The 12,715-nt window shown below is 50.6% G+C and carries 12 protein-coding genes; 7 read left to right on the forward strand and 5 right to left on the reverse strand.

Annotated elements, in window-relative coordinates:
- The 4 genes from R6U41_RS02630 to R6U41_RS02645 form a co-directional block, all read right to left on the reverse strand.
- Positions 1 to 869 (reverse strand): MipA/OmpV family protein (locus R6U41_RS02630; RefSeq protein WP_410268278.1); only part of this gene is annotated, 869 nt, incomplete at its 3' end.
- Positions 866 to 2,203 (reverse strand): alkaline phosphatase family protein, encoded by a 1,338-nt coding sequence (locus tag R6U41_RS02635; protein WP_410268279.1) that lies wholly within the window; start codon positions 2,201 to 2,203, stop codon positions 866 to 868. The genes R6U41_RS02635 and R6U41_RS02630, both read right to left, overlap by 4 nt.
- A 36-nt stretch (positions 2,204 to 2,239) precedes the next feature.
- Entirely contained in the window at positions 2,240 to 3,085 is an 846-nt protein-coding gene (locus R6U41_RS02640; RefSeq protein WP_410268280.1) for a sugar phosphate isomerase/epimerase family protein, read from the reverse strand.
- The gene (locus tag R6U41_RS02645) at positions 3,067 to 3,936 is read right to left on the reverse strand and encodes a hypothetical protein (protein WP_410268281.1); all 870 of its coding nucleotides are present in this window, start codon (positions 3,934 to 3,936) and stop codon (positions 3,067 to 3,069) included. The genes R6U41_RS02640 and R6U41_RS02645 overlap by 19 nt, the downstream gene beginning before the upstream one ends.
- Positions 3,937 to 4,470: 534 nt before the next feature.
- Here R6U41_RS02645 and R6U41_RS02650 point away from each other — a divergent pair.
- On the forward strand, positions 4,471 to 4,983 hold the full coding sequence (locus R6U41_RS02650) for a type 1 glutamine amidotransferase domain-containing protein (protein WP_410268282.1): 513 nt from the start codon (positions 4,471 to 4,473) through the stop codon (positions 4,981 to 4,983).
- Between the two features lie 507 nt (positions 4,984 to 5,490).
- Here the strand turns inward: R6U41_RS02650 and R6U41_RS02655 are convergent.
- On the reverse strand, positions 5,491 to 5,856 hold the full coding sequence (locus R6U41_RS02655; RefSeq protein WP_410268283.1) for a translation initiation factor Sui1: 366 nt from the start codon (positions 5,854 to 5,856) through the stop codon (positions 5,491 to 5,493).
- A 262-nt stretch (positions 5,857 to 6,118) separates the two neighbouring features.
- On the opposite strand from R6U41_RS02655, the gene R6U41_RS02660 reads away from it, so the two are divergent.
- From R6U41_RS02660 to R6U41_RS02685, 6 genes are all read left to right on the forward strand, one after another.
- A complete protein-coding gene (locus R6U41_RS02660) occupies positions 6,119 to 7,246 on the forward strand; it encodes a sensor histidine kinase (protein WP_410268284.1) in 1,128 nt (375 codons plus the stop codon).
- 345 nt (positions 7,247 to 7,591) lie between these two features.
- Entirely contained in the window at positions 7,592 to 8,473 is an 882-nt protein-coding gene (locus R6U41_RS02665) for a hypothetical protein (protein WP_410268285.1), read from the forward strand.
- Positions 8,474 to 9,100: 627 nt separating this feature from the next.
- Positions 9,101 to 9,292: a hypothetical protein gene (locus R6U41_RS02670; RefSeq protein WP_410268286.1), complete on the forward strand. Its 192-nt coding sequence runs from the start codon at positions 9,101 to 9,103 to the stop codon at positions 9,290 to 9,292.
- Positions 9,289 to 10,047: a hypothetical protein gene (locus tag R6U41_RS02675; RefSeq protein WP_410268287.1), complete on the forward strand. Its 759-nt coding sequence runs from the start codon at positions 9,289 to 9,291 to the stop codon at positions 10,045 to 10,047. The genes R6U41_RS02670 and R6U41_RS02675 overlap by 4 nt, the downstream gene beginning before the upstream one ends.
- Positions 10,040 to 11,380, forward strand: coding sequence for a replicative DNA helicase (gene dnaB, locus R6U41_RS02680; protein ID WP_410268288.1), 1,341 nt, complete (start codon positions 10,040 to 10,042; stop codon positions 11,378 to 11,380). Before R6U41_RS02675 ends, dnaB begins: the two co-directional genes overlap by 8 nt.
- A 525-nt stretch (positions 11,381 to 11,905) precedes the next feature.
- Positions 11,906 to 12,268, forward strand: coding sequence for an HGGxSTG domain-containing protein (locus R6U41_RS02685; protein ID WP_410268289.1), 363 nt, complete (start codon positions 11,906 to 11,908; stop codon positions 12,266 to 12,268).
- Positions 12,269 to 12,715 lie beyond the last annotated feature (447 nt).

A 12,715-nucleotide genomic window follows, 5' to 3' on the forward strand; every position in this document is an offset into this window, starting at 1 on the left:
TGTTTTGCCGAAACGCTGCGCTCGGAGCGGCCCAGAACCCAGGCCACACCGCAGCCGGCCATGAAGCTGTGGCGGGTTTCCACCAGGGGGCTGTCTTCAAATACGGCACCGGCCAGGTTGTCGTATCGTACAAACATGCCCACCCAAGTGTTTTCAAACCGCCGACTGGCCGAAATCAGCAGGGAAGAGCCGCTGTAGCCGCCTTCAGCCTCCCAGGCCGGCCGGGTTTCTGTGGCGTATTCGGGGCTGACTTCATAATAATAGGCGTGATAGCGCCGGTCGGCAAAAATCGGGCCCAGGGTGGCCCCGAAATTCCAGCCTCCGGCCATGTCCATGAGATCCAGGTTGAGCTGGGGATGGGCTTTCCAGCCCTTATGATCAATGAATGTAAAATCCGAGGCAAATACCGCCCGCACGGGCAGGCGGAAGCGGAGCCGGGTGCGGTTGTTTTCGTAAAGCAGGTAATTGACCGACGGGCCGATTTCCCCCACCGGATCCAGATCCGGCATGTTTTCCCGGGCATCGCCCTTGTCGCTGGAAGCTGGTATGGCCCCGTCTGCGCTTATATCCACCCGGAGTTTCGGGGTATCATACAAAAGCCCCCGGATTCCCTCCCGGTCGACTTTCAGAAAATCGCCCCGGAAAATCACGTAGGGCATGGGCACCAGGTAGAATTCCTGGTTTTCCGAGCCCCGGTAGGCGGGCATGGTCAACGGGGCCACACCGACGCCAAGTTCCCACAAGGGTTTTTGTTCATGGGTTTGAGCATGCACAGGGGCGGCAAGGGCTGTCATGAATGCCAGTGTGGCAAAAAAGAGTCTTTTGCAAGGCTTTGTCCGTATCAGAGAAAATATTTTGGCTGTGTTCATGAAAGTTGTCTGTTTCCTTTCTGTTTGTCCATGGTAAACGCCGGATAGCTCTCAGACCGGTAGGCGCCCTTGTGCGCACCCAGGCAAAGGCCCTGGAGCATGGCCCGGTCCGTGCAGTTTAAAATCATGTGCATAAGATCCGCGCCGCGCAACTGCCCCAGGCTGCCGGCTGCTGCAGCGATTTCGTCAAACCGGCACACCGGGTCTTTTCGGATGGCGCCGCCGGCCATGGCCAGGGGCACGGTTTCGCCTGAATGAATTAGTTCGGAGCAGCTGGGCGTGCTGTGATCTGCGGTGACCACGGCAAGGATGTTTTTTTCTCCGGTTTCCAGCAAATTCAAAAGCCCGGCAAACCCGCTGTCCAATGCAGAGATGACTTCTGCCTTGCGCTCCGGGGTTTCCCTGTGCGAGACTTGATCCGGGACCTTGGTGTGCACGTGGATAAAGTCGTGGTCCGGATCGTCAATGGCGGATTGGATCCTTTCGGCCAGGTCCTTTCCCGGATCTGCCGAATCCCGCACCCGGGTGAAGCCAAAGCCCAGTTCCATGGCAAGACCCTTGTAGACCCCCCCGGATGCGATCATGGCCGGTGAAAACCCCCATTTTTCCGCAAAACCGGCAATGGGTTTTTTTCTTCCCGCCCGCTGGGTCACAAGGAAATTGGGGACCACGGCCGGTTTCCGGGCGTTGGGTTTTCCGTCCAGGGCTTTTAATTGATCCGCGCACCAGGCAAGGTAATGGTTCAGGGCTTCAGCGGTTTTTGCCGCCCGGTCGGGCTCTTTGGTATCGGCAAGGGGCATCACCCTGGCAATGGGGCTTTTTCCCCGAACGGGATCCGAATCTGAAATATCCGGGCTGACATGGCCGCAGATGGCCAGGATTGCATCATTGCGGCCGGTTTGATGGAGCCGGAACTGGATTTTTTGGTCTTCATACTCGCTGATCTGTTTGTAAAACAGGCTCAAAAAATCCCGGTCCCCGGGGATATCATCCCTGCCTTGTACCAGAAACGCCCTCTGGTTTCTGTCAAATTCGACCCGGCAGAGATGGGCCAGCGCCAGTACATCGGAGTCGGAAAAGGGCACTGTTTCACCGGCAGCCTCCAGCAGGCCGCGGCCGGGAAAATCCGCAGGGTTGTAGCCAAACATCAGAAAATGGGCCATTTCGCTTGGCAAGCAGCGCCCCGGGGACAGGGCGTGATAGGTTCCGTTTGCCCCCATGGCTGCAATTCGGTCCAGGTTGGGGGTGCGGGCTGCCGCCAGGGGGGTTTTGTGCCCCAGCCGGGCATAAGTGCGGTCGCCTAGACCGTCTAACAAAACCAGAATCACTTTCATGGTTTGATTCTCCGTTGGGGTCGCGGGCAATCGGGGTTAAATTGCGACCGTACTCGTTTGTTTTTTTCTCCCCGGGCCGGCCAGGTATTGGTCAACGATCTTTTTGGTTTGAATCAATCCTTCGGGTTCCCTGATTTCAAGGGTCCACCAGGTGCATCCCATATCCATGAGAAGATCCAGGCGCTGTTCAATGTCGGCAATATCTGATGGCGGGATATGTCCCATTCCCTCAATTTCCTCGTGATAGACATGGGCGTTGCAAATTCGGTTTTTGTGCGGGGACAAAAAATCCTCCGAGTTGTACTGCTGGGTCTGCACGGCCTGACAGACCCGGGCATGGCCGATGTCAAAGGTGATGCCCGCGCCGGAGTATCGGATGAGTTTTTCGAACAAATTGGGCTTTGCCGTCCACCCCCACGCAAGGTTTTCCAGGCAGAGACGCACATTTAAGCCCGCGGCATAATTGACAAGATCCCGGAGGCTTTCAACGGTGGTGTTCCATGACAGAATCCGGGTGGTATCCCGGCCCAGGCCCACATGCAGGGTCAGGTAGCCGCCCCCTGTCTTGGCGACCAGTCGGATGATTTTTCGAAAAAGGGCCGCGGCATGCCGCTGTTCCACAGGATCTTCATGGCCGATATCCACCCGGTCAAACGGGCAGTGATAACGGATTTCCAGGGGGGCCAGGATTTTGATTTGTTTTGCCCACAGGCTTTCATCACGGGGGTTTTGTGGTATGCCGGCGATGTCAAATGACCAGTCAATTCCGTCAAATCCGTGTCTCCGGGCAAAAGCGTAAAGGTCCCGGGGATTTTCCATAAAATTGCACATGGCGATTTTCACCGCCGGCTTTTTGAATTTGTTTATTTCTGATTCATGCATTGGCTCATGACCTGGCTTGCGATTTTCTGATGCTCTGGTATCTGACCGGCCATGTAGGCGGTTACAACATCTATGGCAACCGGGCCGGCAAATTCGTGAAAATAGCGCATAACCGGTTCGATGTCCATGCCTGTGCCGCCCGTGCATTTTTTGTAATTTCCCGAAAGACTGCAGCAAAGCTGTTCTTTGCCCTGCTGCCATGGCATTTCCAAGATTTTCTCAATCTCTGTGCCGTCAGCAATTTCAGCCAGGGGCATGTTTAAACGGATTCCAAAGAAGCTGAGTGCCTCTGAGTAAAAATCCAGGGCTTGTTTGACCTGGTTGATCTTGATGGCTCCGTTGTGGGATGTCCGCTCCCCTGCAATAATGTCGGCATTGCCCAGTTTTTTGGCCAGGGGGACGCGCACGCTGTGCAGGTACAGATGACAACCCGGGCACGGCGAATATCTGCCGAAGAGTTCCACACAGTCGCCTATAAAACGGCCGTTTAGCGCACGCCAGAATTCAGGGGAGCCCACTATGAGCAGCGGGTGCACCCGGACTTGCGGCAGGCGGCGGGCAAGGCGCCCGACGGCCTCCTGCACGCTTTGCCATTGGCCGTACTCTGTTCCGGTATAGGCATAGACCGGCAGAAGGTTTTTGTATTCGTTTTGTTCGGCTGCACAAACCGCGGCGGCCACGCTGTCGCGGCCGGCGATTTCAACAATGGCCAGATCCCGCATCTGCTGATAGGCGGCTATGTGTTTTTGCGGCAGCATCCATTCGGGCAGGGCGGTGACCAGTTCCGGTTTGTCCCGAAAAACCGCCGCCAGTTTTCTGTTTCGGTGGTTTGTTGCGCCAAAAATGCCCATCCTGGCTCCAGTTGTTTGATTTGGATCGGTTTGGGGTGTGAATCTACTGCAAATAAATATACACTTTTAGCTGCAATAGTGAAAGGTACAATCCCGCAGCCGTTGAAAAAAGCAGCAGCAGGCTTGATTTTTTGACAAATGGGGGGGAAATATTTTTTTGCTGCTTTTATGATGGCACAAAGATTGCTTCAATAAAAGCAGTTGACCAGTTAAGTTGTCCTCCTTAATTGTCAACCTCCCTGATTCAGCAGCGCACCGGGAATTGCCGGCCCGGTGCGCTGCTGATTTTTTTTTGCCCTCCCGGCAGGGTGTAAAGCGTTGGTTTTCATGCGTTGCCGTTACATGCGTTATTCAGGGCGTTTTGGGTAACGTTTATAACGGCCGGTTTTTTCTGATTTGCCGCAGGCCTGATTCTGGAATATATTGCTGTATATTCCATGTTTGATTGATAAAACAGGTTCAATCGTTTTTGGATTCTCGTTCCGATAGGGAAGCTGAATCCACTGGAGTTTTTAACAGACAAGGAGAAAGATCATGAGCCGGATAGCAGCCATTCTTACTGACTGGTTTGAGGACAGCGAGCATACCCAACCGGTGGAAGCCTTTGAAAAGGCGGGGCACACGGTGGTTACCGTGGGCCTGGAGGCCGGTAAGACGGTAACGGGCAAAAAGAGCGGAACAGAGGTGAAAATTCATCAGGCCGTGGCAGATACATCTGCTGAGGGCTTTGACGCCCTGCTGATACCCGGGGGCTTTTCCCCGGACAAGCTTCGGGTGGATGAAAAGGCAGTGGCCTTTGTCAGGGCTTTTATGGACAGTAACAAGCCGGTTTTTGTCATCTGCCATGCACCGCAATTGCTCATCACCGCCGATGTGCTGCGCGGCCGGACCCTGACCGGGTACACCTCGATTATCCAGGATATTAAAAACGCCGGGGCAAACTTTGTGGACCGGGAAGTCGTTGTTGACGGCAATCTGGTTTCCAGCCGCAATCCCGGTGATCTGCCGGCGTTTATCAATGCGTGTTTCAAATTGCTGGAAAGCTGACAGAAAACCGGATTTTTCCGCACAAAACCGGCTGCCCGGCTTGGAGTGCACGGCGGCCATGTGGTGCGGGTCAATGCCGTAATCGGCAGTACGGATTTTCGAAAGGGATCGATTCCCATTTCATTCAGATTTGTATCAAACATCACACCTGCCAGAGGCAAAGATATGGAAAGGGAATTAATCCATTGACGGAAGCCGACCATGGCTATAATCTGCTTTGCCCATGGAGACGTCCAAAAACCGAGATAAACCGGATCACCCCCGGTTGGCCCGAGGCCGCAGCCGGGCGAGAAACCGTACCTGCCACTGCTGCGGTAAAACCGTGATGTTTTGCTGGACTTGCCGGTGTGGCTTTGCCATCTGCCAGGAGTGCATGCTTGAAAATCTTTGGGGGATGTCTTGTAACTCGATTACCTGGTACTGCCCGGACTGCGGCGGGCAAAACGGATTTGGCAATCAGTAGGTAAGTGCAGTGGATGTAAACAAGAATCAATCTTAAAGCCGGATTCAGCCGCCTGCGCGTTTTACGGTAAATCCCTCTTTTTTGAGTTCTTCGGCCAGCATGTCCCGGTGATCGCCCTGGATTTCGATTTGCCCGTTTTTCACAGTCCCGCCGCTGCCGCATCTGGCTTTCAGCTGTTTGGCCAGTTGTTTCAATGCTTCCGGATCAAGGCCGGTTCCGGTGATTAGGGTAACGCCTTTGCCTTTGCGGCCCTTGGTTTCCCGCTTTATGCGCACGATACCGTCACCCGGCGCTGCAGCCGCTTTTTTCCGGCATTGGCAGGCATCCTGCGCTTTTCCGCATTTCTGGCATATGCGGCCTTTTTCAGTGGAATAGACAAGGCGGCTGTTGTTGTCGCTAAAGTGGATCATCAGGCCTTTTTCTCATCTTTTCATGGTGTTAAAAAAACAGGGGGTAAACGCATTTTTCAATTTTTCCAATGCCCGGCAAAATTGATGGTTTCGTGGAAAACTAAGCGGCATGAACTATTTTTTCAACCGTTTTTTACAAGTTGGCGCAAAGCCGCTTCCCGTTTTTGCCGCAGATAAGTCATTGTTGCTTGGTTGTTGGATTTCTGTTAAATCAAATGGGAAAAAATAAATTAAATCCTATTTTTCATATTCCCGGGCGGCCATGACACAGAATCCAGTTACCGAATATGCCCCTGCCAGCCGAAGCGACAAATACGCCATTGACCGCCAGCGAAAACTGCTGGCCGAGTATCAGGGTTCGCTCCAGCAGTTTTATGAAGCCGTGTGCGAAATTGTTTTGATCGTGAATGCCAACAGGCAGATCGTGTTTTTCAATTCCATTTTTCCTTCCCTGCTCAACGTGGATAATCCAGAAAACCTGTACGGGCTCAGGCCGGGCGAAGCCATGGGATGCATGTATGCCTGCAGCAATCCCGGCGGCTGCGGAACCAGCCGGTTCTGCACCCAGTGCGGGGCTGTCAACAGCATTCTTTCTGCCCTGAATCAAAGGGATGATCTTCAGGAATGCCGCCTGCTGAAAGACGAGTCCATGGAGGCCTTTGAACTGCTGGTGCGGACCACCCCCCTTGAAGTACAGGGTCAGTTGTTCAGTATTGTTGCCATTACCGATATCAGCCATGAAAAACGCAGGTGGGCGCTGGAGCGCATTTTTTTCCACGATATGTTAAACACCGCCGCGGGCCTCAGGGTTTTTGCCCAAATGCTCAATGATGAGCCCGATAACTGGAATGCAGCGGTTTTCCGAAATAATCTGCTTTCAGGCATTGAGCAGCTAACAGATGCAATATATTCCCAGAAGGAATTGCTTGAGGCTGAAAACAATGAGCTTGAGGTTAAAAAACAACCGGTTGACCCGGTTTTGCTGGCAAGACAGACTGTTGAAACATTTCAAATCCGTTTCCCCCAACATCGCATGGTTGTCCGTGAACCAGAGCAAACCGTCACATTCAAAACAGATGCCCGCCTGCTAAACCGCGTGCTTGGAAACATGCTGCTAAACGCCATTGAAGCAAGCAGCCCGGAGCAGACAGTCACGCTTACAATAAGAGTCGGCAAAGATGAGGTTGAATTTCGGGTGCACAATCCCACCCCCGTATCAAGGGAAAACAAGCTGCAGCTTTTCCAGCGCTCGTTTTCCACCAAGGGCCCCGGCCGAGGCCTTGGCACCTACAGCATGAAGCTGCTGACCGAGCGTTATCTAAACGGCTGGGTTTCCGCTGACAGCTCCCCTGAGCGCGGCACCACCTTCAGCGCCACCTATCCGCTATAACCCCGGGCATAAAAAAAGGGCCTGCAGATATTTTTTTCTGCAAACCCATGTTGTTACTCTGGTGGGCGGTACTGGATTTGAACCAGTGACTTCTACCGTGTGAAAGGGTCTGATTTTATTGACAAGAACAAATAAAATAAGATAAGGTATAATAACAACAAATGAATTCCGATTTTGCGTTTTTTCTTTTTTGACCATTTTCGACCTTATTATTTTTTATTGTGGTCACAATTTGGTCACAACTTTTCAGGGATAGAGCCCGCGCGGCCACCGGGTTTGACAAGGCCAGCTTCCCGGCCGGCCTTCCCTGGAATCCATGCGCCGGGACCGCTACGGGAGGCGGGCTTGGAACAATTCAGTATAAATCCCAGTTTTTTTCTCTCCTATGCAAATATTTCCCTGTTTTTACCCCGCAACATATACAAAATACTATCATCGCTAAAAGAAACTTGCAATTTACCTCCGGCTTTACTGTGCCCATTCATAAAAAGGGCGGATTTGCTGGTGCAGTTCTCGGAATTAGCAGACATAGACAAGGCTTATAGGTATGCAGAGGAGTTGATCAAATCAGGGGATGATCAAGAATATATAATTGACGCCTTGGTAATGGTTTATGGTTTTGATTTGGGATGTGACTCAGGTGGATGCCCAAGAGATAAGAACAGAGATTATAAGCATAATTCACTTCCAAAAGAGCTGCTAACCGGGTCTTATCGGTTAAGATGCTTCCAATGTGACCAATTATATTTTCGTTATGTCTTGGGAAAAATTGTTGCTGGCGAAAGTCTTTCAGAAATTGAAGGGTCTATTGATTTATTCAAAAAATTTCGTTTGGAAGCAGTGCCGGTTCCTTTAAAAAACGAGCTACAATATTACCAAGAACACCGTATGGCCAAATTTAATATCATTTATGTCTTTGCTGTAATGAGTCTTTCTAAATTTTTGGAAACAAATAAGCGAGAAAGGCTTATTAAATGTGACTGGTGCGACCGCTTCGATATTAAGGAAAGAAAACCACGTCAAGGGGTCAACACTTATTGTTCAATATGCACAAAAAAAACAAAGATGACAAAAGCTGAACGGAATGAATATCAGAGAGGCTGGAGGCAACAGGCTAAGTTGGCAAGGAAAAGGACGGAGAAGGGGAACAGAATAAGGCGAATGATGAAAGAAGGATGGACCCGGGAAGATGCAATTCAAATTTTGAAGGGTGAAGAAGAAATGTAAACTGAATAACGGTTCCATCTGCACAACTTATTATTTTATTAGCCTTTTTTGTTGGTATTCTTTCTTTCGAGGTATAGTTGGCCCGTCATCGAGATCATTCTCGGTGGCGGGTTTTTTATTTTGTTCAACTCAAATTTATGGAGGCCTAACATGAGTACACATGCTGAGTGCAGCCAAATCAAACCGGTCCGTCCGGAGACGCTGCAAGAATTTTGCGACCGTTGGGGACTGCCGGTTTCTTGGGGGTACAGGTATACTCGGATGAAAGGTAGGAACCGCTTGCCACACATTAAGGCTGGAAAGTACATCCGCATCATCCCCCATGTGGCGGATGCGTGGATGACCGGAGAAACCGGGAAGACGCAGGGGGATTAGGTAAAGCATATAAAACACCGAGAAAAGCTTCATGCATCCATTCGTTAATGGGGGTTATCTATGTATTTGAAAAAAAAAAGGCTCTGAAACAGTTGGTTTTCCTGAAATGGCTCGGCGCACTGACGCTGTGGGTCAAATCGCCCGATGTTTTAAGGCCCTTATAGATATTGAGCAGCACAGGTACGTCTCCCCGGAAATTTACCTGGAAATGCGCAGTCTTATCCTGAAAAGGATAGACACATGGAGGTGTGAGTGAGCTTCCGCGTAAACAGAAGGTTCAGAAAAGACTATAAAAAGCTTTTTAAGAAGAATCCGGAGACCGCCAACCTGTTTTTGTTGCTTTGCGAACTGGCAGACCAAAAGGGCCGGGTGATTACCGATGAGACCGAGCTTGTCCGGTTGATGGCCGAGCGTTTTCAAGATCCCAGGGAGTACCAGCTATGAGAAAGGGCTATGTCAGATTATACCGAAAAAGCATAGACTCCGGGCTGATCCGAAATCATAACGCCTGGATACTGTTCACCTACTGCCTGCTCAAGGCAACCCACAAAAAATATAAGGCGGTTGTTGGCAAACAAGAAGTGGTGCTTCTTCCCGGTCAATTTATTTTTGGGAGGCGCGTTGCTGCTGAGGAAACGGGTTTGAGTGAACAGCAAACCCGCACGGCACTTGAAACACTAAAGACTCTTCAAATTTTAACCATCAAATCAACCAACAAATTTAGCATAATTACAGTAATAAATTGGGATAGTTATCAAGCACAAGAAGTGGAAAATAACCAGCAATCTAACCAAGGGTTAACCAGCACTCAACCACATACAAGAACAGAAACACATAAGAAAAAGACCCCCTCTGATTTTTTTGAATTGAAAAAACGATATCCGGATCCCTCTTTGATTGACAAATGTTTTTCCGCAATCGCCTCCACGCGCAAATCCGGCAAAGTGGCCGATTCCGTCCTTCTGACCCAGCTGCAGAAGTGGGAAAAATATCCGCCTGAACAGGTTGAAGCCGGAATCCGAACCTATCTCGATAGGGATTATGCCCGCCAAGGCCGGGGCGAAAGCTATTTACTCGGAATCATACGAAACCAAAAAGGCACCGGTCACAGCCAGCAACAACAGCCAGAACCGCCCCGCCCGAAGATCTACTCTGCAAACGATCCGGAAAGCCTGAAGGAGCTATATTCAAATGGTTGATACGCAAACTGCACCCCACTCCCTGGAAACCGAGCAAAGCGTCATTGCAGCTGCCATTTTGGCCGCTGAAGTTGGGCAACCCCAAACTACTACCGACATATTCGACCGCATAGATCCGGCGGAATTTTACCGGGGTGCCCATCAGCAAATCATGGAGGCCGCCCGGGATCTGCATCGGACCGGCGATCCTTTGGACCTAATTTCCTTGAGCGAGGCCCTGAAGGCCCGGGGGGCATTGGAAAAGGTGGGTGGCGCCTCCTATCTAGCGCAAATATGCGACACAGCGCCCGTGCCGTCCAGCGTCAAGCATTATTGCCGGACCATCCGTGAAAAGGCAAATCTGCGGCGGTTGATCCAGGCCTGCCAGCGAACCATCCAGGCCGCGCACCAGGGCCGTGATGCCGCCGAGGTTCTCGATACGGCACAAGCAGAAATTCTCAAAATTGACACCGGCGGCCAGACTCATGCCACGCCTATTGACTCCATGCTGGATGAAGCCCTTGACCGATATGAACGCTTGCACAAGATGCAGGGGCAACTCAGCGGTATGCCGTCAGGCTTTCCGGATATAGACCTGCTAACGGCCGGATTTCAACCCTCTGACCTTATAATCCTGGCCGCCCGTCCTTCAATGGGCAAATCCGCCCTGGTGGTTTGCATGATGGCCTATATGGGATTGCATGACTGGCCCTGCGGGGCTTTTTCCCTGGAAATGTCAAAAGAGCAGATTATGGACCGCATCACCGCTGTTACAGGCCGAGTTAATTCCATCAAATTCCGGAACGGCAGATTTCAAGACCAGGACTGGCTGGCAATAACGAACACTTTTGGGAAGTTGGCAAAAAAGCCAATCTATATCGACGATTCCTCGGACGCACGGTTCTCAAGCATTCGAAAGCGGGCCCGGCAGATGGTCAAGCAGGGCGTGCGAATCATTTTCGTTGATTACCTGCAGCTTATTGCAGGCAGCAACCAGACCAACCGGAACCTGGAAATTTCAGAGATTACCCGCGGATTCAAATTATTGGCAAAGGATTTAAATGTTCCCATTGTCCTATTATCCCAACTTTCTCGGAAGTGCGAAGAACGCAATCGCAATGACAAACGCCCACTGCTTTCAGACCTTCGGGATTCCGGGGCTATTGAGCAGGATGCGGATGTGGTTCTGTTTTTATTCCGCGAAGAAGTTTACCACCCCACTGACGAAAACCGGGGGCGTTCTGAATTGATCGTGGCAAAACAGCGTAACGGACCGACCGGAGCCATTGAGCTGCAATGGAATGCTGCAACAACCCGGTTTGATTCATATTTTAGCGCAGAAATTGGGGGGTAGATCTGTTTCCAACTATCATGTCCGAGCGCACGGGATAAAAAAGGCAGGCCGGAGCGGTAAGAATAAGGCGAAATCTTTTTCTGTAAAAACTTCAAAAAAGAAAGGATCTGAATATTGACACCGAAGAAAGCTGTCCAAAAAAAATGCATTGACTGCGTAGGGAGCCCATCCTCTGTTGAGACTTGTGGCGGCGACAGAATGACCGGTCAAGGTGACGAAAATGGTCAATGCTGGTTTTATCCATACCGGAATGGCAAGGGACGCCCTTCTGTCAAAAGGATTCGAAAATTTTGTCTTGAATGCATGGGCGGTAGCTACAAGTTGGTAGCGGATTGCAGGAGCTTTCATTGCCCCCTTTATATTTTCAGGCTTGGTAACAATCCAAACAGGACCGGAATTGGGGGAAGTGTTTCCGAAAAATCAGAGGCTGAGCGAGAAGTTTTGGTTTAAATTTAAGCGATCGGAACTCTTGGCGTGGAAATGCACACCTATGCCGATTGACCCATTGTATGGGAGACGGAATCAATGGCTTCAAAAGAATTGACAGATGACGAAAAGAGAAAACTACACGTGGCATGGACAAAGCGTTTTGCTGCCGTTATCGAAGAACGGGAAAGACTTTGGGAAAAATGGGAGGCTGATGTGCAGGACAATCCGCACAAGCAGATCTCCAGGCCTGTCCTACCGGAATATCCGCCATGTCCTTCCGAAATAGCAGGTTTAAAATGCGGCGCGAAAACACGGGCAGGAACGCCTTGCAAACGCAAAGATCTTTATGACAATGGCCGATGCCGTTTGCATGGTGGCTTGTCCACCGGACCAAGGACCGAGGAAGGAAAAAAACGAGCTTCTATGAATGGGTTTAAACGGAAAAAAAAGCAATACTGATCTTTAGGGTTTGACCTTGACATTTATTAGCCCTTCATGGGGTTCGTTGCTAATCCTTTTGGCGAAGGTTGGCGTTTAACAAGTCCTCCCTGTACAACTGACCAGAAATATGGTTTTGTTAGGTCCTCATGGGGTTCGTTATCGAGCCATTGTCTTCCAGCACGCAATCTGCTATTTTCAATCCGTTTTCCTTCACTATATCAGCTACCCAGAGGAGTATGAAACCGGATTATGCTTTTAGACAATAAAGCCCAGGGCAAGGTTGGAGACTGGATAAACAGATTTATTGCAAAAAATTCTCGTTTATCTGTTCTTTCCCGCCAGTTCTCGATTTATGCCTATGAAGAACTAAAAAAACACCGACGCGCTCACATCATTTGCCGACAACGAGGTGGCCATAACGCTTGACGTCCTCGAGGAGCTCGACGATTTTAAGACCAGCGGCAA

It is taken from the genome of Desulfosalsimonas sp. (assembly GCF_046483245.1).
GTDB lineage: Bacteria > Desulfobacterota > Desulfobacteria > Desulfobacterales > Desulfosalsimonadaceae > Desulfosalsimonas.

Excerpts from the sequence above, each read along its gene's own strand:
- R6U41_RS02635 (WP_410268279.1), bottom strand. The coding sequence starts at position 2,203 with ATGAAAGTGATTCTGGTTTTGTTAGACGGTCTAGGCGACCGCACTTAT.
- R6U41_RS02640 (WP_410268280.1), bottom strand. The coding sequence starts at position 3,085 with ATGCATGAATCAGAAATAAACAAATTCAAAAAGCCGGCGGTGAAAATC.
- R6U41_RS02645 (WP_410268281.1), bottom strand. The coding sequence starts at position 3,936 with ATGGGCATTTTTGGCGCAACAAACCACCGAAACAGAAAACTGGCGGCG.
- R6U41_RS02650 (WP_410268282.1), top strand. The coding sequence starts at position 4,471 with ATGAGCCGGATAGCAGCCATTCTTACTGACTGGTTTGAGGACAGCGAG.
- R6U41_RS02655 (WP_410268283.1), bottom strand. The coding sequence starts at position 5,856 with ATGATCCACTTTAGCGACAACAACAGCCGCCTTGTCTATTCCACTGAA.
- R6U41_RS02660 (WP_410268284.1), top strand. The coding sequence starts at position 6,119 with ATGACACAGAATCCAGTTACCGAATATGCCCCTGCCAGCCGAAGCGAC.
- R6U41_RS02675 (WP_410268287.1), top strand. The coding sequence starts at position 9,289 with ATGAGAAAGGGCTATGTCAGATTATACCGAAAAAGCATAGACTCCGGG.
- dnaB (WP_410268288.1), top strand. The coding sequence starts at position 10,040 with ATGGTTGATACGCAAACTGCACCCCACTCCCTGGAAACCGAGCAAAGC.
- R6U41_RS02685 (WP_410268289.1), top strand. The coding sequence starts at position 11,906 with ATGGCTTCAAAAGAATTGACAGATGACGAAAAGAGAAAACTACACGTG.